The organism is Ruegeria sp. CDSA077 (assembly GCF_059612265.1).
In genome coordinates this window covers 63,735-86,666 of the sequence record NZ_JBXWQG010000001.1, presented here as the reverse complement: position 1 = coordinate 86,666, position 22,932 = coordinate 63,735, and the positions used below count along the sequence as shown (strand labels likewise).

Sequence of the window (22,932 nt, the reverse complement as noted above, 5' to 3'; positions counted from 1 at the left end):
GATAGGTAACACACATCCAGACGCCAACAGATGCAAAAGTCACATTACCAAAAACGACCCCCGGAACGCATTGATCATTTGTTTCATAATTCGACATAATGTGGCCTATATGGCGCCGTAGAGGTACCGTTCTTTCGCCGATCCGAACGGCGCAACAACAAGATAAACCCGCAGGCTTTGGATGCTTGAGTTTGAAAATGTCAGCAAGTCCTTTTGGACCGGGACGCGCCGAAAGGTGATTCTGGACAGGGTGTCTTTTCGCGTCGAACTTGGCACATCCATCGGTATTCTGGCCCCGAACGGTACCGGGAAAACCACCCTGATCAACATGATGGCCGGACTAGAGAAACCCGACGAAGGGGTCATTCGCAAATCCTGCCGCGTCTCTTTTCCGATGGGATTTACCGGCGGAGTTTCAAACAAGCTGTCGGCTCTGGAGAACTCGCGCTATATCGCCAAGATCTATGGTATGGACCCGGACTATGTCGAGGCATATTGCAGTTGGCTGTGTGGCCTGGGTGAATATTTCAATCAACCGCTGGCGACCTATTCATCCGGTATGCGGTCGCGGTTCACATTCGCGTTGATGCTGGCTCTGGATTTCGACATGTACCTCATCGACGAAGGGATGCCGGCCACAACGGATGTTGAATTCAACAAAAAGGCAGGCGACATTCTGCAGGAACGGCTGCGCACAACAACACTGGTCATCGTCTCTCACAACCCGGCCCTGCTTGAAAAATTCGCGCGTCAGGCGGCGGTATTAGTGGATGGTCAGCTTCACTTGTTCGAAACCTTGGAAGAGGCAAAGCAGTTATATGACTACCAAACCCAGGGCTGATAAATACAACTGGCGCCGCAAACGGCGGTCTGCGGGAAATGCCGAAACGCGCGAAGACGCGATCTCGCGCATTCGCCAGGCCACACAGGCGCCCGGCGCAGAAAATGAACCACCAGTAGGAACCGAGATCGACGCTATCAAACGCGAAGGACTGACCGGCCGCCAACTGCGGGTGGCACGTCGTCTTGCCCAGAAAAACGGTCTTGCGGCGACTTCGGACTATGATGCAGTTCGGTTGTTGCGCAAAAAGGGAATTGATCCGTTTGAACGCTCCAGTCTGCTGAACCTTGCCTCGGAAAAGAAAACTTCGGACGAGCAGACGAATGATCGCATCACGATCCACCTGCCCCAGACCGTGAAAGATGCACCAGAGAATCTGCCCGGACCCGAGATGAGCCCGGCCGAGCGGCGTGAACGTGAAATCGGACAGATTCAGAGGGACATCGCCCGCCGCCGCCGTCGCAAACTGTTCGCTCTGTTTGCGCGGCTTGCGGCCTTTGTCCTGCTACCTACCTTTGTCGTGGGTCTCTATTTCTATCGGATTGCGACCCCAATGTACGCCAGCAACTCTGCCTTTCTGATCCTTCAGGCGGACGGGGGCGCAGGCTCTATCGGAGGGCTTCTGGCAGGGACCCAATTTGCGACCACGCAGGATTCGGTTGCCACCCAGGAGTTTCTGGAATCGAAAGATGCGCTTGAACTTTTGGACACAGAGGCCGGTTTCGCTGATGTGTTCAAACAGGACTGGATCGACCCCATTCAGCGATTGTCCCCGGACGCCAGTCTCGAAGAGGCTTACAAGCTGTACAAACGCATGATCACGGTCGGATATGACCCGACCGATGGCCTGATCCGGATGGAGGTGGCGACACCTGACCCCCAGACTTCGGCCGCGTTTTCACGAGAACTGATTTCCTATGCCGAGCAACGGGTAAACGCGCTGACCGAAAAGAAACGCGAAGACCAGATGAAAGATGCCCGGGAAGGGTTTGTAAGCGCTCAGGAAGAACGCAAGAAAGCTCAGGAAGACCTGATCGAGCTTCAGCTGCAAGGCGCAATCCTTGACCCTGAAAGCGTCATTGCCGGGTTGCGGGGCCGCATAAACGAAATCGAGACGCTTATTCAGGACAAAGAACTGCAGCTTGCAGCCTTGTTGGACAATCGCCGCCCAAACAAAGCCAAGGTGGATGGCGCACAGGCCGATATCGCACGGCTTACGGTTGTGCTGGAGGAATTGAACGCCGAAATGCTGGATGTCTCTGCCGGCGAGAATTCGCTGGCCAGGCTGAGTGTTCGGATTCAGATGGCACAGGCCGATCTGGCCGCTAGGGATATGATCCTGCAATCAGCTATGCAGCATATGGAGACAACCAGGACCGAAGCCAATCGTCAGGTTCGGTATCTGACGGTTTCCGTCAATCCTGTTCCCAGTCAGGAACCCAGCTATCCGCGCAAGTTCGAAAATACGATTTTGGCTTTCCTGTTGTTTGCTGGTATCTACCTGATGATCTCGCTTACCGCGTCGGTCCTTCGTGAACAGGTATCCTCGTAAGACACATGAAACATGTAAAAATCTCCGATCTCACGGTCGGCAATGATCTTCCGCTGACGATCATCGCCGGTCCCTGCCAACTGGAAACTGCCGATCATGCCCAAATGATCGCAGGAAAAATGAAAGAGGCCTGCGACGCCGCCGGGGCGCAGTACGTCTTTAAAGCCTCGTACGACAAGGCGAACCGAACTTCGCTGTCGGGTGCGCGTGGTATGGGAATAGACACAGGGCTCAAGGTTCTGGATGACATCCGCAAAACCTTGGGCATTCCAGTGCTGACTGACGTACATACCGAAGCCCAGTGCGCGATTGCGGCCGAGGCTGTGGACGTGCTGCAAATCCCTGCCTTTCTATGCCGACAAACAGATATGCTGCTCGCAGCTGGCGAAACCGGCAAGGCGGTTAATGTCAAAAAAGGACAGTTTTTGGCCCCATGGGAGATGGGCAACATCGTGAGCAAGGTAGAAAGCACTGGGAACACAAACATCCTGCTGACAGAACGCGGAACTTCGTTTGGATATAATACGTTGGTCGCTGACATGCGCGGCCTGCCGCAGATGGCCAAAACGGGATACCCGGTCGTAATGGATGCCACACACTCAGTACAGCAGCCTGGCGGCAAAGGTGGTTCTACTGGTGGGCAGCGAGAATTCGCGCCCGTGATGGCCCGCGCTGCGGTTTCGCTTGGCATCGGTGCGGTTTTTATCGAAACCCATCAGGACCCTGATACTGCACCTTCCGACGGTCCTAATATGATCCCATTGGACCAGATGCCGCAGCTCATCGATACATTGATGCGTTTTGATGCGTTGGCCAAGGCCAACCCTATCCAGATCTGAACAAGAGTATTCCCATGACCAAACCCAACCCCGAGGTGACTCCGAACACCTGGAGCTTTCTGCGCGACGCAATGATCAAGCCAACCGGCTTTCGCGAATATGATGCCCGCTGGAAATATCCAGAAGAGATCAACCTGCCGGGCATGACCGCACTGGGGTTGGGTCTGGGCAAACAGATGCGCAAGCGTGGGATTGAACCCGTGATTGCTGTAGCCAATGATTATCGTGATTATTCTCTGACCATTAAAAATGCCCTGATCCTGGGCCTGATGCAGGCGGGAATTCAGGTAAAGGATATCGGTCCGGCGCTTAGCCCGATGGCCTATTTCGCTCAGTTCCATCTGGACGTTCCAGCGGTGGCCATGGTCACGGCCAGCCACAATCCAAATGGCTGGACCGGGGTCAAGATGGGGTTTGAACGTCCCCTGACCCATGGCCCGGACGAGATGTCGGAACTGCGAGACATTGTTCTGAATGGCGAAGGGCAGACCCACCCTGGCGGGTCCTACGAATTCGTTGATGGCGTGAAAGAGGCCTATATCGACGATCTGGTCGGCGATTTCAGAATATCCCGACCTCTCAAAGTGGTCTGTGCCACAGGGAACGGCACCGCATCCGCCTTTGCCCCGGAAATCTTTGAACGCATGGGGGTCGAAGTCGTGCCCAGCCATAACCAGCTGGACTATACCTTCCCGCATTACAACCCGAACCCAGAAGCGATGGAAATGCTGCACGACATGTCCGATACCGTGAAAGCCAGCGGTGCCGACATGGCGCTGGGGTTCGATGGTGACGGTGACCGCTGTGGCGTTGTGGATGACGAGGGGGAGGAGATTTTTGCTGATAAGGTCGGCGTGATCATGGCCCGCGATCTGGCCAAGATTTACCCCAATGCCACCTTTGTCGCCGACGTGAAATCAACCGGCCTTTTTGCCAGCGACCCCGAGTTGAAGGCCCGCGGGGTCAAGGCAGATTATTGGAAAACCGGCCACAGCCACATGAAGCGGCGAGTCAAAGAGATCAACGCGCTGGCCGGGTTCGAAAAGTCGGGGCATTACTTTTTGGCCGAACCGATTGGCCGTGGCTATGATTGCGGCATGCGCGTCGCGGTTGAGATCTGTAAACTGATGGACCGCAACCCGGACCAAAGCATGTCCGACCTGCGAAAGGCGCTACCGAAAACATGGTCGACACCGACCATGTCCCCCTATGCAGCGGATACCGAAAAATACGACATACTCGACCGTTTGGTCGCAAAGCTGGTCGCCAAATCCGAAGCCGGAGAGACGCTTGCAGGTCGCCCGATCAAGGAAGTGGTCACTGTCAACGGTGCCCGAGTCATTCTGGACAATGGCAGCTGGGGGTTGGTGCGCGCCTCGTCGAATACGCCCAATCTGGTGGTCGTCTGCGAAAGCAGCGAAAGCGAAGAAGAGATGCGTGCCATTTTTGCGGATATCGACGCAGTCATCCGAACCGAACCGGGTGTCGGAGATTACGACCAGACCATCTGAGCATTGATGTCGGGGCGCTGGCCCCGACACTTCAATTGCCGCCAAACAGCTTAAGCAGTCCTTTCTTGGCCTCGTCCTCAAGCTTGTTCTTCAGCGCATCCTCGACGCTGTCACCGTCAGTCCCGGCCGTACCCGTATCGCCGCCTATCTTGTCGATGACTTTCTTTTTGACATCATCCTCAAGCTCTTTGACCTTTCCTCCGGCGGCCGCTTCGATCACCTTGGTCAAGTCCGGCTTGATCGACGGATTGCTCCATGGTCCAACGATACGCACCGGAACCGACAGGCCCTCTCCCGAATTCGCACGCAGAGCGACTGGCGTGAACAGATAGTCGATATTGCGCGCTCCGATCCCGACTTTTCCTTTGCCATCCGCGCGGAAATTGTCCAGCGACATCAACAGATCGTTGTTCTGCAAAACGCCCTTATCAATGGTGAAGCTAGCCGTCAGGCTGTTGAACACGGTGGTGCCACCCGAACCTTTGCCTCGTCCCATCAGACGATCAAGGTCAAAACCCGATATCAGCCCCTTTCCTACATCCAAGCGGCCCTTACCGCTGAGCGAGCGCATGATCTGATTCTCGTTCTGGCCAACGCCCAGAAACTCGAATGATCCCGACCCGGTCCCGGACAGCCGCTCGACCCCGACCAAGGCTGTCAGAGCTAGTTTGAGGTCAATGCCCTTGGCCTTTATCTTGCCGCCAACGGACAACCCATTCCGATTATTGGCCACCACCTGCCCGTTCAGCGTTCCGGAAAACAAGGTTGCCGGGTTCATCTCCAATGCAGCCCGAGACCGGTCCAGCCGCAATGTCAGGTCGCTGGGGCCAAGCGTCAGCTCGGGCAGCGCGATAGATTTGGCTGTCAGTCGAATTTCACCATTGGCCAAAGCCAGCGCCGAGGCGTCGATCGGTTCCCTTGACCACCCCTCCGAGGCAGCACCCGAGCCGGAACCGCCGGAACTGGACGAGACCGTCTGACCACTTTGATTATAGCGAGAAAGATCAAGATCACTGGCATCCAACCGAGCAGTGATCTGTGGCGGGTTGGAAATGACAATATCAACTTCGCCTGTAAAACGGTTACTGTCGAGTGAAGCCACCAGATCGCGCATCGAGATGCGACCGTCTTTGGTATAGGTCATCTGCCCCGACACGTTCGCAGCGCGGCCCAACCCGTGCGGCACTCCAACGCCCTCCTGACCGAACGCGGCCAGCATTTTTTCCGTGTCTTTGGTTTTCAACTGCAGCTTGCCGTCCATCTCTCCGGCAAGGTTGACGCGCCCGTCAAATCCGATGTCACCACCAGGGGCCGCAAGTGCAAGTTCAATCTCGGATGCCGCGCCCGTGGCATAAGCCGGCAAGTCGGGTATCTTGATATCCACGCGGGCCTCACCACCCGGAACCGGCATTTGTGCATCCAGAACCATGGGGGCCGAGACTGCTGGCCAACTAGCAGACAAATCCACATCTGCGACATCAAATCGGGCCGATCCATTTTCAACAAAGATCAGACGCGCCTGGGTCAGTTTCAGATGCTCCAGTGTCACCGCACGCGATGCATCGGCCGGTTTTGATCCACCCGAGCCGCTGGCTGTCGGGGCGACGGCCGTGTCAAACTCCCAGTTTCCGCGCCCGTCTGACAGTTCAAGTCTGAGGGTCGGATTCTCGGCAATAATCCGTTTGATCAGCACATCGCCGGACAAAATGGCCAAGGTATCGACCCCAACCGCCAGGCTTTCGGCGCTCAGCATCGGCTCAGACCCCGCCCACGAGGCATTTCCGAAGGAAACCGCCCCGGTTTCCATGCCCAGCACAGGCCAGAAGGACAGCTTAACGCCCCCCGACAGTTTCAGATCACGCCCGGTTTGTGCCTTGACCTGCTCGGCCAGAATGGTCGCCAACTTGTCGCCCGGCATCAGCAGCAACGCGCCGATGACAAGACCGACCACAGCCACCAAAAGGAACAGGATGCGCATTAGCCATTTCATTTTCTGCTCTCCGACTTATTTGGCACGCTATAAAAAGATCATTCAAAGACGGCAGCGCATTTGCAAGGGGAAGCTTTCCCCACTATATGCCGCGCCATGACCACAAACCCGCCAAACCTCCGCCCCGACCTGGCACCTGCTGCCCGGATCACTGATACACCACGTCCGAACCAGCCGACCATCGGCATGGTATCGCTGGGTTGCCCCAAGGCTTTGGTCGACAGCGAGCGGATTCTGACGCGCCTGAGGGCCGAAGGATACGGCATCTCGCCGGACTATTCAGGCGCAGATGCCGTGATTGTGAATACCTGCGGATTTCTGGACAGCGCCAAGGCGGAGTCTCTGGATGCCATCGGCGAGGCTTTGGTAGAAAACGGCAAGGTTATCGTAACCGGATGCCTGGGGGCCGAACCCGATTACATCCGCGAGCATCACCCGCGTATCATGGCCGTCACCGGACCACATCAATACGAACAGGTGCTGGACGCGGTACACAAGGCCGTGCCGCCTGATCCCGACCCCTTCGTGGATCTGCTGCCTGCGGCCAACGTTCAACTGACGCCGCGCCACTACAGCTATCTCAAGATATCCGAGGGCTGTAACCACAAATGCAAGTTTTGCATCATCCCGGACATGCGCGGCAAACTGGCCAGCCGTCCGGCGCATGCTGTTCTGCGCGAGGCGGAAAAGCTGGTCGATAACGGTGTGCGCGAATTGCTCGTGATCTCTCAGGACACGTCGGCCTATGGGTTGGACCGGAAATATGACGTGAATCCCTGGAAAGACCGTGAGGTCCGCAGCCATATCACCGATCTGGCGCGTGAATTGGGTCAGTTGGATGCCTGGATTCGTCTGCACTATGTCTATCCCTACCCGCATGTACGTGAACTGATCCCGCTGATGGCGGATGCTGGCAGCAACGTGCTGCCTTATCTGGATATCCCTTTTCAACACGCACATCCGGATGTTTTGAAACGAATGGCCCGCCCAGCTGCAGCTGCCAGAACATTGGACGAGATCGCCGCCTGGCGCGCGACCTGTCCTGATATCACTCTGCGATCCACCTTTATCGTGGGCTATCCCGGCGAGACCGAAGCTGAGTTCCAGACCCTGCTGGACTGGATGGACGAGGCGCAACTGGATCGCGTCGGCTGCTTTCAGTACGAAAACGTCGAAGGAGCCCGATCCAACGACCTTCCTGACCATGTGCCCGCCGATGTCAAACAAGACCGATGGGAAAGGTTCATGGAAAAGGCTCAGGCGATTTCCGAGGCCAAACTGGCCGCCAAGGTCGGCCATACCCTGCAAGTCATCGTGGATGATATCGACGATGAGGCCGCGACCTGTCGCACCACCGCAGATGCGCCCGAGATCGACGGCAATCTGTTCATCGACGAGGGGTTTGAGGCCCTGAAGCCGGGCGACATTGTCTCGGTCGAGGTGGACGAGGCCGGGGAATATGATCTATGGGGCAAGCTGCGCTAACCACACCTAACTGAATTGACCGACCCAGCGGCAGTCAGAAAAGGCTCAACAGCCCGATAACCCAGGCCAATCCGCCAGCCAAAGCAGACAGTGCCACCGCAGCGCTGGCGGCGTCTTTGGCTTGCCCGGCCAATAGATTGTGTTCGGTCGAAGTATGATCCACCGCCCGTTCGATCGCCGTGTTGAACAGTTCGGCCACCAGAACCAACAGACCGATCACCAGTATCAGAGCCCGAACGCCATCGCTCAGGGGCAGCCACAGGGCCAGACCCGCAGAAACAAGATTAGCGCAGACCCAAGCGCGGAACGAGTATTCACCGTGCCAAGTGGCAGCCAATCCCTGCCAGCTCCAGCGGATGCGGTCCTTTAGATGGGTGACAAGTTTTCTCATGCGACCTCGGTAATTCAATAGGTCAAACAGAAACCCGAACACCGTATGACAGGCAATAAAAAAGCCACCCATAGGGCGGCTTTTTTGTTCGATTGTGCGGGCGGCTATGTCGGAATCCGCCCGAGAAAATCTTATTGAGCAGTCGGATTACATACGGTCTGACCTGCTTCGGTCGTCGCCAGATCTGTCCCTGCCGGGCAGCTCGGCGTGCCGTATTTGTCATAATCTGGGGTAATGTATACCGGTGTCGGCTCTTCCTGTTGCGAGCAAGCAGCCAGAACCAGGGCAAACGCACTAACGGCAGCAAATTTGAGTTTCATGTCCGTCATTCCTCTAATTAATTTCTGTTATTGCCCTGAACATGGGGCCGACTTCACAATACGGTGTGGTTGGTAATTTTGCAATAAAATCAACAGCGCGTTTGCGAAAGCAGGCAAAACCATGCCGGGGGGATTGCCCAGGGAATGGGTGCCGCGTGGCAGCTACTGCTTTCGGCACATCTGTTCAGGCGATAGACTGGGGAAAGTCAGCGAACGGAGAAATCAGATGCCAGAAGGTCCAGTCATTGCGCAAAAAGCGCCCTATCCAATCGAAGTAACCGAAGGAAAAAGCTATTTCTGGTGCTCGTGCGGCCGGTCCAATCGGCAGCCATTTTGTGATGGATCTCACAAAGGAACCGGCTTTGAACCGGTCAAGTTCACGGCTGATACCAGCAAGAAACTGTTCTTCTGCGGCTGCAAAAACTGCGCTAACCCACCGTTTTGCGACGGGACACATTCCAAGATCTGATCACTTCAGCCGGTTGAAAACATGGCTATTTACGCAGAACCCGGGCGCTGAACGGGGATCAGATTGCTGTACGGCCAGCCATATCGTGCATTTCTCGTGACAGTCCGAGGCCCGGCAACGCGTTACCATCTCGGCGTATTCATCCGGGCTCAACCGCCCGTCGGACATGGCTTCGGTCAACGAGATCTTAAGGCATCGGGCCACGGATCGTGTCAGCCAAAAGTGCTTTTCCACGTCGCCCAGTACAGCGTGTTTCATCCCAATTCCTGCATTTGTATTGCTTTCAACGCGGCGAATTGATGTTTGTTCGGGCAGGTTTGCGGTGCTCCTGCAATATCTGGATGTCTTTCCATCCAATCCGGGCAGGCAGCCGCCCAGCCACATCCCTGACACAGGCGGATCATTTCAGCCCAGTCTTCCTGACTTAGCCGACCTTTATTGTGGGCCCGTACAATATCCGTACCCGTCGCTTGCCCCATCCTCAACACAAGGCGCAAATGGGTCATGAGGTGTCCAAGGCGCGGCATTGCGGCCCCCCTAAGGGATCAACTTGCTTAACAAATCCTGGTTCCGGCAATATTCGGGTGTCTGCGCTGCCAGAACCGGTTGATTCAAAAAAGATTGGCAATGGCCCGGGTTCGGGCAATCGGTGCATCGCAGAACCGCATCGGTAATCTGATCCACCGATATATGTCCAGCGATTGCAGATTCCTGCAGATCAACCCCCAGCTTGCCTGCCATACGGTCAACAAGACCAGCATGATGCCTAAGCGTTTCGCGATCGGGCATTGGCATTCCTTTCCGTTTCGCTTTGTCTGATCAGACTAGCAATACGAAACAGCCCAAGCCTTGACGCAGGTCAAAGTCCCAATTCCAGTTCGTCCAGATAAGCCCGTGTTGCATCCTGCACCCGTCGGAATCGATCACCGCCCAGCTTTTTTCCGCCATACCATCGAGTGACAATGACGATATGACCGCTCAGTTCGGCCCTTTCCAGCATGCGCAGAATCACCATTCCGGCACCGCTTTCCCCGTCATCCGCTTTGAGCGCACCAGTAGGCAGGATTGCGGCCCAGGTATTGTGCGTGGCCTTGGCATAGCTTTTGTCAGATTTCAGGTCCTGCAGGACAGCAGCCACCTCGTCACGGGAACTGACCAAAGCGCCGGACACGGCATATTTCGATCCGCGGTCCGTCAAGACAACCCCCAACCGTTTCAGTCCCGTCATTGTGTCAGCCCAAGCTGCCGCGAGGTTTCCAAAACAATTTCGACGCGCTGAGCATTCGGTGGATGGGTGCCTAGAAAACGATCGCCCGGGTCAGGAATTCGGTCAAAATAGCGGGCTCCTAACAAGGGATTATAACCTGCCCGGTGCGTGATGATCGTTCCCAACCGGTCCGCTTCCAGTTCAAAGTCCTTGACATATATCTGGGCACCCACCTGCGCGCCCAGCTTCTGCGCCTGTTCAAGATCGGCGTCATTTGCCCCCGCTATGCGTGCAAGCTCGCCAAAAATCGCGGCACTTTCTCGTGAGTTTTCGGACTGGCGGGGAATATGGCGCAGGATGTGATGAGCAGATTCATGCCCCATCACAAAGGCCAGTTCATCGGCGTTTTCCACCGATTGAATCATCGCGCGGGTGAAGATTATGACTGGTTGATTGTCGTCATCCAAGGTTTGAAAAGCATTTGCTGGTGCGCGAGGGTTCAGATCAACCACGATCGAAAAATCGCAGTTGCTGACATTACTGCGCCGCTTGCACTCTGCGCGCGCCACATCCCCGACCCTTTGACTGATTTCGCGAAAGGTCAGCACATCGACCTGAAAATCAGTTGAGGGTTGTTGCCATTCCTCTACCGGCTGAACGCGTAACGAACCGGTGTCACAGGCCGACAGAACCAGACCAAATACCAACAAGATCAGGCGACGCATACTATTTCCTTTGGTCCGGTCATGCCTTTTCTTCGAACATAGCCCGACACTAGGCGGTTCGCCACCGGACGATTTCCCACGAACGGGTTGCATTGCAATGTTCCGCCCGGCAAGCTGGACACATGTTTTCGATTGAGCATGAATTCGACTCGACGGTCATAACCCTGGTGGACGAAGGCGAGAAGCCTTTGAACGAGGATGTGGTTATTAACAATTTTGCAGAATGCGTAACGCTGGAACAACTGGATCCGCGCACTGACCAGGTTCAGAAGATTACGCTTTCGCCCGAACAGGTTCGTGATCTGGCTGCGGCACTGGATCTGCCCGAAGGTGTTTACCAAATTCGCGAAACCCCCGATCAGGCCTGACACACAAAGACTTTCTCGCGCGATGTCTGGCCGCGCTTCAGGATCAGTGCGGACGGAGCAACCCCCAGCGCCACCGCCAGAAGCTCACGTGTGGCTTCATTTGCCCTGCCGTTTTCGGGCGGTGCAGTGATATATATTCTGATCGTTCCGTCCTGAACCAAAATCCTGTCTGCTGCGGCTTTCGGGGTAACCCTGACCGCAATCTCAGCATTCGGTGCAACACGGTCGCTCAGGTCTGGAAGATTTCTTAGTTTCGGTTTTCCCATTGGCACCTTCTGTTAACAAAGACCCTTGCACGGTTGGGCGGGGAATGAAATTGATCCAACTGGTCCAGCCGATTGCACTTGAAACTCGCCAGACGTTCAACCAGATACAGACAGCCTATGTAAAGGAAGTTAACATATGTCCTTGAAGAATCCGGCCGCTTTTGAGTTTCTGCAGACCCGTCGGTCGCGCCCAGCCAAAACGTTGATTGAACCAGCCCCCGACCGTGAGCAGCTGATGCCCCTGCTGACCGCAGCAGCCCGCAGCCCGGATCACGGAAAACTGGAACCCTGGCGGTTCATCGTGCTTGAAAAAGGCGCAATGGGGCGCCTGTCGGGGCTAACGCAGGAATGCGGTGAGGCGCTTGGCAAATCCCCTCAAGACATTGAAAAAGCGCGCGGACAGTTTGATTTAGGCCATCTCGCCGTCGCTGTGATCGAGGTTCAGAAGCCTTCGGAAAAGATTCCAGCCATCGAGCAGACCTATTCCGCCGGGGCTGTTTGCCTTGCTTTGCTGAACGCTGCTTTGACCGCAGGATGGGGCGCGAATTGGTTGTCTGGCTGGCAAACCCACGATCCGGAATTCTGTCGCAAGGCGTTTGAATTGCAGGATAACGAACGGGTTGCCGGTCTGATCCATATCGCGACCGAAGGCTCGACCCCGCCCGAACGCCCCCGCCCGGATGTTGATGCCCTGACCGAATGGGTCACAGAATGATCATCCTCAACGCTTTTTTTTCAGCGCTTGGTCAGATCGGAGACCCGAAATTCCGCAGGGTTCTGCTGCGAGGTATCGGCCTGACCATCCTGATGCTGATCGCAGCCTGCGCCGGTGCAATTTGGCTGATCAACCGGCTGTCAGGGGACGAGATATCGCTGCCATTCATTGGTGCAGTTCCCTGGCTGAATGACGTCCTCAGCTATTCCGGCATTTTCCTGGTGCTGATCCTGCCAGTGTTTCTGATGATTCCCGTCGCCTCAGCCATCACGTCTGTGTTTCTGGACGATGTCACGCAAGCTGTAGAGGACAGGCATTATCCGAGCCTGCCCGCGGTTCCACGCATCCCGATAGGCGATGCGATCACTGACGCGCTTGGATTTATGGGCGTGTTGATCCTGGCCAACCTTCTGGCGCTGATCCTTTATGCGATCTTCACGCCACTGGCCCCGTTTATCTTTTGGGCGATGAACGGATTTCTGCTGGGGCGTGAGTATTTTACGCTGGCAGCCATGCGCCGTATCGGGCGTGAGGGCGCGCGAAAACTGCGGGCACAACATTCGTCAACAATTTGGCTTGCGGGCACGTTGATGGCCATCCCACTGTCTATTCCGCTGGTGAACCTTGTGATCCCGATTATCGGAGCTGCTACATTCACGCATATCTTTCATAAGCTGTCAGGGCCAACGCCCTGAAGCTTAGTTTCGCGGTTCCATTTGATTTAGCCAATCGAAATCCCGTACCGAAATCACGCCCGAAATAATGATCCCTGCAATGATAGCCCAGAGCACGACCGACACCCCGGTGGTGATCCATAGCTTTTTCTTCATGTGATGCACTTCCGGGGCCCCTGAATGGGTGCCGGGAACGACCTCGCCCAAATCACCCTGGGTCTTGATGCGGATCGGCAGAATCACCAAAAGCGTCATGAACCAGATGACGGCAAACAGAACCAGTCCTGCAGTGATCGTCATGTGTACACCTCCGGTGTTTATACTTGTTCCAACTCGACCAGACAGCCGTTGAAATCTTTGGGATGCAGGAAAAGAACCGGTTTCCCGTGCGCACCGATCTTGGGTTCACCGCTACCCAGCACCCGGGCGCCGGTTTCTTTCAGGTGATCACGCGCGGCAATGATATCCTCTACCTCATAGCAGACATGATGGATTCCGCCGGCGGGGTTCTTCTCTAGAAAACCGTTGATCGGGCTGTCATCGCCCAAAGGATAAAGCAACTCGATCTTGGTGTTGGGCAATTCAATGAACACCACAGTAACGCCGTGATCAGGTTCATCCTGCGGCGTGCCAACCTTGGCACCTAAAGCGCTGCGGTACTGTTCAGACGCCGCCATAAGATCAGGGACGGCAATGGCAACGTGGTTTAAGCGGCCAATCATGGAACTCTCCTACCTTCTGAGTTGCAGCGGTTATGGGGACAGATCAGGCAAAGGACAAGTGCGCCAAATTGCCGTTAACCCCGTGTTAGCCAGAAGTTCCTAGCGTGAAGCATCTGCTGAATAGGAGTTCTGCCATGGACGATTCGAGCCCCTTCACCTCACCCGCACAGCCAACGGCCACGCGGCCGCTGCTGGGACAAACCATTTTGGTTGTTGAAGACAGCCGCTATGCCTGCGACGCTATCCGGTTAATGTGTTTGCATTCGGGTGCGCGGATCAGGCGAGCCGATTGCCTGAAATCCGCCCGACGCCACCTTCAAATCTATCGGCCTTCTGTGATCTTGGTGGATATGGGACTACCCGATGGCTCTGGTGCTGATCTGATTGCCGAATTGGCCATGACTACGCCCCGGATCGGAGCGATTCTGGGCATGTCAGGCGACGACAATTCAGAAACCCTTGCGACAGAGGTTGGCGCGGACGGGTTTCTTGCCAAACCGCTTAACTCACTGTCCTATTTCCAGTCGTCTATTCTGAATTGTCTACCTGAAGACCGCCGCCCCTGCACGCTCCACGCCGTTCGGGATGAGGTGATATGCCCCGATCCTATGGCCTATCAGGACGACATGGCACATATCGCCGATGTTCTGGCCGGACCGAATGACCATCGGTCACTGGACTATGCGGCCCAATTCCTGCGCGGCGTTGCCCGTGATGCTGAAGATACGGTTCTGGCCGAAGCCGCCCAGCAGTTGGCTGCCTCACGCGCCGCAGGTATGCCCATCACCGCTCTGACAGCCCAGGTTGCGGGAATAGTGCAGGCCCGTCTGGAACAGCGCGAGGCTATCTGAAGTGACAACCGGATATTTAATTACCGCATCGCTCCTTTGTCTGTGGGCATACAGACAGACACGCGTCAGCGCGCGTGACATTCGGAACAGCCGCGAGAGGAAAAAGGACCATTTCCTGTAAACCCGCTAACAGAGAATTGGGAATGGGTTGAAAACAGAAAAAAATCCGCCACAGGCGACTGTGGCGGGTTTTCTATCAGTCCTGAGGGATAATCCGCAGGCCCAACTCCATCAGCTGGTCCGAGGCCGGGTCGGACGGTGCCTGCATCATCAGATCCTCGGCACGCTGGTTCATCGGGAACATCATGACCTCGCGGATATTGGCTTCATCGGCCAAAAGCATCACGATCCGGTCGATACCAGCTGCACAGCCACCGTGCGGCGGGGCGCCATAGTGGAAGGCGTTGAACAGCGCGCCAAAGCGGGATTTCACCTCATCCGCGCCATAGCCAGCCAGCTCAAAAGCCTTCAGCATGATCTCGGGCTTGTGGTTCCGGATCGCGCCCGAGACCAGCTCGTATCCGTTACAGGCCAGGTCATATTGATAACCGCGCACGTCCAGAGGATTACCCTGCAGCGCCTCCATCCCGCCCTGCGGCATCGAGAAGGGGTTGTGTTCAAAGTCGATCGCACCGGTTTCTTCGTCTTGCTCATAGATCGGGAAATCGACGATCCAGGCAAAGGCAAAGCGGTCTTTCTCGGTCAGGTTCAGTTCATCACCGATCACATCGCGCGCCCTGCCGGCCACCTTTTCAAAGGCTTTCGGTTTGCCGCCAAGGAAGAACGCAGCGTCTCCGACGCCCAGACCCAACTGCTGGCGGATCGCCTCGGTCCGTTCAGGGCCAATGTTTTTGGCCAGTGGACCGGCGGCCTCCATCCCTTCGCCCTGATCGCGCCAGAAGATATAGCCCATACCGGGCAGACCCTCTTTCTGGGCAAAGGCGTTCATGCGGTCGCAGAACTTGCGGCTGCCACCCGTCGGCGCAGGGATAGCGCGGATTTCGGTGCCATCCTGCTCCAACAGCTTCGCGAAAATCGCGAACCCAGACCCGCGGAAGTGGTCGGAGACCACTTGCATTTTAATAGGATTCCGCAGGTCGGGCTTGTCGCTGCCATACCACAAGGCCGCGTCCTTGTAGGAAATCTGCGGCCAGTCCTGATCGACTTTACGGCCGCCGCCGAACTCTTCGAACACGCCGGTCAGAACGGGCTGAATCGTGTCGAATACGTCCTGCTGCTCGACAAACGACATCTCAAGGTCAAGCTGGTAGAAATCGGTGGGTGAGCGGTCGGCGCGCGGGTCTTCGTCCCGGAAGCAGGGCGCGATCTGAAAATACTTGTCGAAGCCCGACACCATGATCAGCTGTTTGAACTGCTGTGGGGCCTGCGGCAGCGCGTAGAACTTGCCCGGGTGAAGACGTGACGGAACGAGGAAATCGCGCGCGCCTTCAGGCGAGGACGCCGTGATGATTGGCGTCTGATACTCGCGGAAGCCCTGATCCCACATCCGGCGGCGCATCGAGGCAACAACGTCCGAGCGCAAGGTCATATTCTGCTGCATCACTTCGCGGCGCAGGTCCAGATAGCGATAGCGCAGGCGCGTTTCCTCAGGGTATTCCTGATCGCCGAACACCATCAGCGGCAGCTCGTCAGCGGCGCCCAGTACTTCCAACTCGCGCACGTAAACTTCGATCTCGCCCGTGGGCAATTTCGCGTTCACCAGATCAGCGGCGCGCGCTTTGACTGTGCCATCGATACGGATACACCATTCCGAGCGGACTTTTTCCAGTTCGGCGAATGCCGCGCTGTCGCCGTCGCACAAAACCTGTGTGACGCCGAAATGATCGCGAAGGTCGATGAATAGAACGCCGCCGTGATCTCGGACCCGATGCACCCAGCCAGACAGGCGAACGGTTTCACCGACATTGGCGGCGGTCAGAGCGGCGCAGGTGTGGCTGCGATAGGCGTGCATGGATCATATCCCTTCGGGCGCAGAATTGGTCGGGCCGATACACCGCGTCAGACTGGGAAAGTCAAGGCAAGTCGCACCGTCAAAACGGCCTTTGCACGTTGCCTGAGTAGAAATAGATGCCCAGACCCACTGCAAAGATGATGTTCCCCGCGATGGCATGCAGCAGAACCGCATAGAAAAACGATCCGCGTTTGCGATAGGCCCAGGTGAACAGCAACCCTCCGGCAAATGTCATCAGAGCTACGATCCAGCTCCAATACATCAAATGCGCAAGCGAGAAGAGCGATGCATTCAGCAGATAAGCTGTGCGTCCATTGGGCAGGATCGCGTGGTAACGACGAAAGAACAGCGACCGGAACAGCAGCTCTTGCGGCAGGGCGGAAACGAATGGGTAAAACACCCAAATCATCGCCAGCAGCTCGGGTTGGTTGTGCAACAGGAAAAAGGCAGCTTCGGGACGGGTCAGTCGTACTAGCGCAACACAAAACAGGGTCATTCCCACAGCAAAGCCGGCGACTTCGGGCCAGGACCAGTTGCGCCAGTTATATCGCAATTCCGCCCAGGCAAATCCGTGCGTGAAATGCAACAACACGATCCCGATGGCCGTAAAGGTAAACAGCGATGGAAACATCCAGTTGGGCGGGAAAAGTACGGCAATCAGCACAGGTACGGCGATGAAGAACAAACCGAATTCCAGTCGCAACCAACGGGAAGGTGCTGCGGCTTCAGCCCAATCGGTTTGCCTGTTCACAGTACCGCCAATTCTGCCCAGATCAGGCCTCGCAAGGAATTGCCCATCCAGAACCTTTCCGCGCTTTGCAGGTCGGTCATGGTCAGCACCGCCTCGCTGACTTTATTATTTTCCAGCAAGTCTTCGCGCAAGATCCCGGGAAGCAAGCCGGAGGACAAGGGCGGCGTCAGGCAACGACCATCGGGCATGTCCAGAAAGATGTTAGTGATGGTGCCCTCGCACACTTCGTCACGCTCATTCAGAAACAGCCACTCATCTACGCCCTTGGGCAGTTCCGCCCGGGCCCGGTCATAAACATCGCGCTGCGTCGTCTTGTGCTGCAACCAGATATCAGAGGCGGCAAGCTTCGTATTGGAAACTGCGACCCGCCAGACGGACGGGTTATCCGCCAGTGCACCAGTTGTCACACCAAACCCGCCACTGATGTCCATCGTCAATCGACAGCGCAACGAGGTTGAACCCGCAACTTGGTCGAGCGTTGCAATCGCGCGCCCTGCATCGAAAGGAAGCCCCAATGCCCGTGCCGAACGCTCCATCCGGGCCAAGTGTTTTCCAACACGCACAAACCCGCTCTCTGGCCGGAATGCCAGTGTTTCGATCAGACGGAAGTCAGGGTCAGCTGGTGGGCGAAACGTGCCTTCCATAGCGCTTCCTCATATTCGGATGGGGCTGTGCTGTCCCAGACAACACCCCCACCCACATTCAGCGTGGCCTTGTTGCCCTCGACCATCAGCGTACGAATAGCCACGTTGAACTCGGATCGCCCGTCTGGCGCGGCCCAGCCGATAGCACCACAATAGATATCGCGTGGCCAGGGTTCGAGATCGGTCAAAATCTCCATCGCGCGAATTTTGGGCGCGCCGGTGATCGAGCCGCAGGGAAACAACGCGTTTAGGATATCGGAAAGTTCTGCCCCCAGATGTAGCTGCGCCTGCACCAGCGAGATCATCTGATGCACGGTTGCATATGTTTCGACCTTGAAAAGCTCGGGTACCTTTACGGACCCCGGCAGCGCAACCCGGCTGATGTCATTGCGCAGAAGGTCAACGATCATTAGGTTTTCAGCGCGATTCTTCTCGTCTCTCGACAAGAAATCGCGGCGGCGCGCGTCCTCGGCCATGTCTTCGCTGCGGGGTTGTGTGCCCTTCATCGGGCGGGTTTCGATCGTCCGGTCTGCACCGGTGCGAAAGAACAACTCTGGCGAGCGGCTGAGCAAATCGGGCAAACCATCCTGCTGAACCAGCACTCCGTGACCGACCGGCTGGCCCACAGCCAACGCTGCATAAAGCGAGGCGCTATCCCCTTGCAATGTCAGGTCAATGGGGAACGTCAGGTTGGCCTGATAGATATCCCCGGCCCCGATCGCATCATGGACCTGCTGAAAGGCGCGTGCATATCTTGCCTCGTCCCAGCGCGGTGTGAATTCGACAACACCACCCAGGGGTGCGGGCAGATCGCACTGGCCTGGCGCATCATAGGCGCCGAAACACAGCAGTGGCAGGCGGCGGTCAACAGGCATCCGGTCCAACAGGCGGGGTTCCAACGCATATCCAAGCTCATAGCTTGCATAACCGGCCAGCCAGGCCCCATCCGCGCGTGCCTCATCCAGCGCCGCCAAAGCCTGTGGCACGTCTTCCGCTTTGTCTGCGCGGATCACCCGGTCTGGCCGTTCGAAATAAGTTCCCGATCCGGCCGGCCCCTGATCAAAACGAATACGCACGTGCATCCTCATTTGTCGTGCTGCGCGGTATAGACAATACGGCGGTAAGGGAAAGAGGGGAAAGCGGCAATTTCGCCCCTGTTTCCGATACCTCTTGAACCTTTTGGCGCGGTCCCTATAACGCAGAACAATTTGGGCACGCGGGCGGTGCCCTGACTCGCAGTTAACCGAAGGAAACAGGCTATGCCGAGAAGAACCGACATCCAGTCGATCATGATCATCGGGGCGGGCCCCATTGTCATCGGTCAGGCCTGCGAATTCGACTATTCAGGCGCACAGGCCTGTAAAGCCCTGCGCGAAGAAGGATACCGGGTCATTCTGGTAAACTCAAACCCGGCTACAATCATGACCGATCCCGGTCTGGCCGATGCCACTTATATCGAGCCGATCACGCCCGAAGTTGTCGCCAAGATCATCGAGAAAGAACGCCCCGACGCCTTGTTGCCCACAATGGGTGGGCAGACCGGACTGAACACCTCACTTGCACTGGAAGAGATGGGCGTACTGGACGAGTTCGGTGTCGAGATGATCGGTGCGACCCGCGACGCCATCGAAATGGCCGAAGACCGCAAACTATTCCGCGAAGCGATGGATCGGCTGGGCATCGAAAACCCCAAGGCCACCATCGTTACCGCCCCCAAGCGCGACGACGGCTCCACCGATCTTGATGCTGGCGTCCAGATTGCCTTGGGCGATCTGGAAGACATCGGCCTGCCTGCCATCATTCGCCCCGCCTATACCATGGGCGGCACCGGCGGCGGTGTGGCTTATAACCGCGAGGATTATATTCACTTCTGCCGCTCGGGCATGGATGCCTCGCCGGTAAACCAAATCCTCGTCGATGAGAGCCTGCTGGGTTGGAAAGAGTATGAGATGGAGGTGGTACGCGACACGGCCGACAACGCCATCATCGTCTGTTCCATTGAGAATATCGATCCGATGGGTGTGCATACCGGCGACTCTATCACCGTGGCCCCTGCCCTGACACTGACCGACAAAGAATACCAGATCATGCGCAACGGCTCCATCGCCGTTCTGCGCGAGATTGGGGTCGAGACTGGCGGTTCGAACGTACAATGGGCGATCAACCCCGAAGACGGCCGAATGGTCGTGATCGAGATGAACCCCCGCGTGTCGCGTTCTTCCGCGCTGGCGTCCAAAGCGACCGGGTTCCCGATTGCGAAGATCGCGGCCAAACTGGCTGTTGGCTATACGCTGGACGAACTGGACAATGACATCACCAAGGTCACGCCCGCCTCCTTCGAGCCAACCATCGACTATGTCGTGACAAAAATTCCGAAATTTGCGTTCGAAAAGTTCCCCGGCTCTGAACCTTACCTGACCACGGCGATGAAATCGGTGGGTGAGGCCATGTCCATTGGCCGCACGATCCACGAATCGATGCAAAAGGCGCTGGCCTCGATGGAATCCGGCCTGACTGGCTTTGATGAAGTGGAAATCCCCGGCCTGAACGTTGGTGTCTGGGACGAGGTCAGTGACAAAGTCGCGGTGATCAAAGCGATCAGCAAGCAAACCCCCGACCGTCTGCGCACCATCGCGCAGGCCATGCGTCATGGTTTGACCGATGATGAGATTTTTGGGGTCACCAAATTTGACCCTTGGTTCCTGGCCCGCATCCGCGAGATCATCGAGGCCGAGCGTCAGTTGCGCAAAGACGGCCTGCCGGTGACCGAAGAAGGCATCCGCAGGCTGAAAATGCTTGGCTTTACCGATGCGCGCTTGGGCAACCTGACAGGCCGTGACGAAGGCAATGTACGCCGCGCCCGCCGCAATCTGGGTGTTAACGCAGTATTCAAGCGCATCGACACTTGCGCTGCCGAGTTTGAGGCGCAGACGCCCTATATGTACTCGACCTACGAAGCCCCTATGATGGGTGATGTTGAGTGCGAGGCGCGCCCGAGTGACCGCAAGAAGGTTGTTATCCTGGGCGGCGGACCCAACCGGATCGGTCAGGGGATCGAATTCGACTATTGCTGTTGTCACGCCTGCTTCGCACTGACCGATGCGGGCTATGAGACCATCATGATCAACTGTAACCCCGAAACGGTTTCGACCGACTATGACACTTCAGACCGGTTGTATTTCGAACCGCTAACTTTTGAACACGTGATGGAAATCCTGACGAAAGAACAGGAAAACGGCACGCTGCACGGTGTTATCGTTCAGTTCGGTGGTCAGACCCCGCTAAAACTGGCCAACGCGCTGGAAGAAGAAGGCATTCCGATCCTCGGCACTACACCCGACGCCATCGACCTCGCCGAAGACCGCGAAAGGTTTCAGGCGCTGGTCAATGAACTGGACCTGAAACAGCCCAATAACGGCATCGCATCGACCGACGAGCAGGCGCTGAAAATCGCCGAGGATATCGGCTTTCCGCTGGTGATCCGCCCGTCCTATGTTCTGGGTGGCCGCGCGATGGAAATCGTGCGCGATATGGACCAGCTGCGGCGCTATATCAACGAGGCCGTGGTGGTCTCGGGCGACAGCCCCGTGCTGCTGGACAGCTATTTGGCGGGCGCGGTTGAACTGGATGTCGACGCCCTGTGCGACGGCACGGACGTACATGTCGCAGGCATCATGCAGCATATCGAAGAGGCTGGCGTGCATTCGGGCGATAGCGCCTGTTCGCTGCCGCCCTACTCGCTGTCGAAAGAGGTGATTGGCCGGATCAAGGAACAGACCTTCAAGCTGGCCAAGGCGTTGAACGTTGTCGGCCTGATGAACATTCAGTTCGCGATCAAGGATGATGATATCTACCTGATCGAAGTCAACCCGCGCGCCTCACGCACCGTGCCATTTGTGGCCAAAGCCACGGACAGCGCCATTGCCTCCATCGCCGCGCGTGTGATGGCCGGCGAGAAGCTGGCGGATTTCCCGTTGCGCCCGGCTTACAAGACCGTGGACGACACCAAGATCGCCGACCAGATGACACTGGCAGACCCGGATATGCCGTGGTTCTCGGTGAAAGAGGCGGTGCTGCCCTTCGCCCGGTTCCCCGGCGTCGACACTATTCTGGGGCCTGAGATGCGCTCGACCGGAGAAGTCATGGGCTGGGACCGCGACTTCCCCCGCGCCTTCCTCAAAGCACAGATGGGTGCGGGAATGGTGCTGCCATCCTCGGGACGTGCGTTTATTTCGATCAAGGATGCCGACAAGACGCCTGCCATGCTTGAGGCCGCACAGGTTCTGGCCGCGCAGGGCTTTGCCCTTGTCGCCACCCGCGGAACGCAAAGCTGGCTGGCCGAGCACGGTATTGCCTGTGATCTGGTCAACAAGGTCTATGAGGGCCGTCCTGACGTGGCTGACATGCTTAAAGATGGTCAGGTACAGTTGGTGATGAATACCACCGAAGGTGCACAGGCGGTCGAGGACAGCAAGGCCATCCGGTCCATCGCGCTCTATGACAAGATCCCATATTTCACCACCGCCGCCGCCAGCCACGCTGCCGCGTTGGCGATAAAGGCGCAGGCCGAAGGGGATGTCGAGGTCAGGTCCCTGCAAGGCTGACCTTCTCCCACTACACCAGAATAAAGCAAAACCCC

26 protein-coding genes are annotated in these 22,932 nt (G+C 56.8%); 11 read left to right on the top strand and 15 right to left on the bottom strand.

Features of this window, described 5'->3' with window-relative positions:
- Positions 1-181 precede the first annotated feature (181 nt).
- Genes AC2FLE_RS00465 through AC2FLE_RS00450 form a run of 4 tightly spaced genes read left to right on the top strand, consistent with a single transcriptional unit; the run spans position 182 to position 4,743 of the window.
- Entirely contained in the window at positions 182-841 is a 660-nt protein-coding gene (locus tag AC2FLE_RS00465; protein ID WP_142636630.1) for an ABC transporter ATP-binding protein, read from the top strand.
- Positions 819-2,393: a KpsE/RkpR family capsule polysaccharide export protein gene (locus AC2FLE_RS00460; protein ID WP_282027572.1), complete on the top strand. Its 1,575-nt coding sequence runs from the start codon at positions 819-821 to the stop codon at positions 2,391-2,393. Before AC2FLE_RS00465 ends, AC2FLE_RS00460 begins: the two co-directional genes overlap by 23 nt.
- Before the next feature lie 5 nt (positions 2,394-2,398).
- On the top strand, positions 2,399-3,232 hold the full coding sequence (gene kdsA / locus AC2FLE_RS00455) for a 3-deoxy-8-phosphooctulonate synthase (RefSeq protein ID WP_142636626.1): 834 nt from the start codon (positions 2,399-2,401) through the stop codon (positions 3,230-3,232).
- Positions 3,233-3,246: 14 nt separating this feature from the next.
- Positions 3,247-4,743, top strand: coding sequence for a phosphomannomutase/phosphoglucomutase (locus tag AC2FLE_RS00450; protein ID WP_496694730.1), 1,497 nt, complete (start codon positions 3,247-3,249; stop codon positions 4,741-4,743).
- A gap of 31 nt (positions 4,744-4,774) precedes the next feature.
- Here the strand turns inward: AC2FLE_RS00450 and AC2FLE_RS00445 are convergent, their stop codons facing one another.
- Positions 4,775-6,733, bottom strand: coding sequence for an AsmA family protein (locus AC2FLE_RS00445; protein ID WP_496694729.1), 1,959 nt, complete (start codon positions 6,731-6,733; stop codon positions 4,775-4,777).
- 96 nt (positions 6,734-6,829) lie between these two features.
- On the opposite strand from AC2FLE_RS00445, the gene rimO reads away from it, so the two are divergent.
- Positions 6,830-8,218: a 30S ribosomal protein S12 methylthiotransferase RimO gene (rimO, locus tag AC2FLE_RS00440; protein ID WP_142636620.1), complete on the top strand. Its 1,389-nt coding sequence runs from the start codon at positions 6,830-6,832 to the stop codon at positions 8,216-8,218.
- 34 nt (positions 8,219-8,252) lie between these two features.
- Here the strand turns inward: rimO and AC2FLE_RS00435 are convergent, their stop codons facing one another.
- Together AC2FLE_RS00435 and AC2FLE_RS00430 are read right to left on the bottom strand one after the other, a co-directional pair.
- Positions 8,253-8,609 carry a diacylglycerol kinase gene (locus tag AC2FLE_RS00435; protein ID WP_142636618.1) on the bottom strand — a complete coding sequence of 119 codons (357 nt, stop codon included), beginning with the start codon at positions 8,607-8,609 and terminating at the stop codon, positions 8,253-8,255.
- Between the two features lie 131 nt (positions 8,610-8,740).
- A complete protein-coding gene (locus tag AC2FLE_RS00430) occupies positions 8,741-8,929 on the bottom strand; it encodes a hypothetical protein (protein ID WP_142636616.1) in 189 nt (62 codons plus the stop codon).
- Between the two features lie 226 nt (positions 8,930-9,155).
- Here AC2FLE_RS00430 and AC2FLE_RS00425 point away from each other — a divergent pair, with 226 nt between their 5' ends.
- Positions 9,156-9,398 carry a CDGSH iron-sulfur domain-containing protein gene (locus AC2FLE_RS00425; protein WP_142636614.1) on the top strand — a complete coding sequence of 81 codons (243 nt, stop codon included), beginning with the start codon at positions 9,156-9,158 and terminating at the stop codon, positions 9,396-9,398.
- On the opposite strand, the gene AC2FLE_RS00420 is transcribed toward AC2FLE_RS00425, so the two are convergent.
- The 5 genes from AC2FLE_RS00420 to AC2FLE_RS00400 all read right to left on the bottom strand — a co-directional run bounded on the left by AC2FLE_RS00420 (position 9,399) and on the right by AC2FLE_RS00400 (position 11,330).
- Complete coding sequence (locus tag AC2FLE_RS00420) at positions 9,399-9,656, bottom strand: DUF6455 family protein (RefSeq protein WP_496689582.1); 258 nt, start codon at positions 9,654-9,656, stop codon at positions 9,399-9,401. It lies immediately after the preceding gene.
- Positions 9,653-9,925 (bottom strand): DUF6455 family protein, encoded by a 273-nt coding sequence (locus AC2FLE_RS00415; protein ID WP_496694728.1) that lies wholly within the window; start codon positions 9,923-9,925, stop codon positions 9,653-9,655. Before AC2FLE_RS00415 ends, AC2FLE_RS00420 begins: the two co-directional genes overlap by 4 nt.
- A gap of 10 nt (positions 9,926-9,935) precedes the next feature.
- Positions 9,936-10,187 carry a DUF6455 family protein gene (locus AC2FLE_RS00410; RefSeq protein WP_496690996.1) on the bottom strand — a complete coding sequence of 84 codons (252 nt, stop codon included), beginning with the start codon at positions 10,185-10,187 and terminating at the stop codon, positions 9,936-9,938.
- 70 nt (positions 10,188-10,257) lie between these two features.
- Positions 10,258-10,626 carry a YigZ family protein gene (locus AC2FLE_RS00405; protein ID WP_142636608.1) on the bottom strand — a complete coding sequence of 123 codons (369 nt, stop codon included), beginning with the start codon at positions 10,624-10,626 and terminating at the stop codon, positions 10,258-10,260.
- Complete coding sequence (locus AC2FLE_RS00400) at positions 10,623-11,330, bottom strand: M48 family metallopeptidase (RefSeq protein ID WP_496694727.1); 708 nt, start codon at positions 11,328-11,330, stop codon at positions 10,623-10,625. Before AC2FLE_RS00400 ends, AC2FLE_RS00405 begins: the two co-directional genes overlap by 4 nt.
- Positions 11,331-11,452: 122 nt before the next feature.
- Between AC2FLE_RS00400 and AC2FLE_RS00395 the strand changes: the two genes are divergently transcribed.
- The gene (locus AC2FLE_RS00395; RefSeq protein ID WP_271949269.1) at positions 11,453-11,698 is read left to right on the top strand and encodes a DUF8831 family protein; all 246 of its coding nucleotides are present in this window, start codon (positions 11,453-11,455) and stop codon (positions 11,696-11,698) included.
- Here AC2FLE_RS00395 and AC2FLE_RS00390 read toward each other — a convergent pair.
- On the bottom strand, positions 11,689-11,964 hold the full coding sequence (locus AC2FLE_RS00390) for a DUF167 domain-containing protein (protein ID WP_496694726.1): 276 nt from the start codon (positions 11,962-11,964) through the stop codon (positions 11,689-11,691). The two genes, AC2FLE_RS00395 and AC2FLE_RS00390, sit on opposite strands and share 10 nt — an antisense overlap.
- A 136-nt stretch (positions 11,965-12,100) precedes the next feature.
- Between AC2FLE_RS00390 and AC2FLE_RS00385 the strand changes: the two genes are divergently transcribed.
- Both AC2FLE_RS00385 and AC2FLE_RS00380 read left to right on the top strand, forming a co-directional pair.
- Complete coding sequence (locus AC2FLE_RS00385) at positions 12,101-12,679, top strand: nitroreductase family protein (RefSeq protein ID WP_281972678.1); 579 nt, start codon at positions 12,101-12,103, stop codon at positions 12,677-12,679.
- Complete coding sequence (locus AC2FLE_RS00380; protein WP_496694725.1) at positions 12,676-13,374, top strand: EI24 domain-containing protein; 699 nt, start codon at positions 12,676-12,678, stop codon at positions 13,372-13,374. The genes AC2FLE_RS00385 and AC2FLE_RS00380 overlap by 4 nt, the downstream gene beginning before the upstream one ends.
- Before the next feature lie 3 nt (positions 13,375-13,377).
- Here the strand turns inward: AC2FLE_RS00380 and AC2FLE_RS00375 are convergent, their stop codons facing one another.
- Both AC2FLE_RS00375 and mce read right to left on the bottom strand, forming a co-directional pair.
- Positions 13,378-13,653, bottom strand: coding sequence for a DUF1467 family protein (locus AC2FLE_RS00375; protein ID WP_142636598.1), 276 nt, complete (start codon positions 13,651-13,653; stop codon positions 13,378-13,380).
- 17 nt (positions 13,654-13,670) lie between these two features.
- A complete protein-coding gene (gene mce / locus AC2FLE_RS00370) occupies positions 13,671-14,075 on the bottom strand; it encodes a methylmalonyl-CoA epimerase (RefSeq protein WP_281972677.1) in 405 nt (134 codons plus the stop codon).
- A 134-nt stretch (positions 14,076-14,209) separates the two neighbouring features.
- Between mce and AC2FLE_RS00365 the strand changes: the two genes are divergently transcribed.
- Entirely contained in the window at positions 14,210-14,926 is a 717-nt protein-coding gene (locus AC2FLE_RS00365; RefSeq protein WP_496694724.1) for a response regulator, read from the top strand.
- Positions 14,927-15,122: 196 nt separating this feature from the next.
- On the opposite strand, the gene aspS is transcribed toward AC2FLE_RS00365, so the two are convergent.
- From aspS to AC2FLE_RS00345, 4 genes are all read right to left on the bottom strand, one after another.
- Positions 15,123-16,898, bottom strand: a complete 1,776-nt coding sequence (gene aspS / locus AC2FLE_RS00360) for an aspartate--tRNA ligase (protein WP_496689571.1) — start codon at positions 16,896-16,898, stop codon at positions 15,123-15,125.
- A 79-nt stretch (positions 16,899-16,977) separates the two neighbouring features.
- Complete coding sequence (locus tag AC2FLE_RS00355) at positions 16,978-17,649, bottom strand: CPBP family intramembrane glutamic endopeptidase (RefSeq protein WP_496694723.1); 672 nt, start codon at positions 17,647-17,649, stop codon at positions 16,978-16,980.
- Positions 17,646-18,293 carry an aminotransferase class IV family protein gene (locus AC2FLE_RS00350; protein ID WP_496694722.1) on the bottom strand — a complete coding sequence of 216 codons (648 nt, stop codon included), beginning with the start codon at positions 18,291-18,293 and terminating at the stop codon, positions 17,646-17,648. The genes AC2FLE_RS00355 and AC2FLE_RS00350 overlap by 4 nt, the downstream gene beginning before the upstream one ends.
- Positions 18,248-19,375, bottom strand: coding sequence for an aminodeoxychorismate synthase component I (locus AC2FLE_RS00345; RefSeq protein ID WP_496694721.1), 1,128 nt, complete (start codon positions 19,373-19,375; stop codon positions 18,248-18,250). Before AC2FLE_RS00345 ends, AC2FLE_RS00350 begins: the two co-directional genes overlap by 46 nt.
- Positions 19,376-19,552: 177 nt before the next feature.
- Between AC2FLE_RS00345 and carB the strand changes: the two genes are divergently transcribed.
- A complete protein-coding gene (gene carB, locus AC2FLE_RS00340) occupies positions 19,553-22,897 on the top strand; it encodes a carbamoyl-phosphate synthase large subunit (protein ID WP_496694720.1) in 3,345 nt (1,114 codons plus the stop codon).
- The last annotated feature ends 35 nt before the right edge of the window (positions 22,898-22,932 follow it).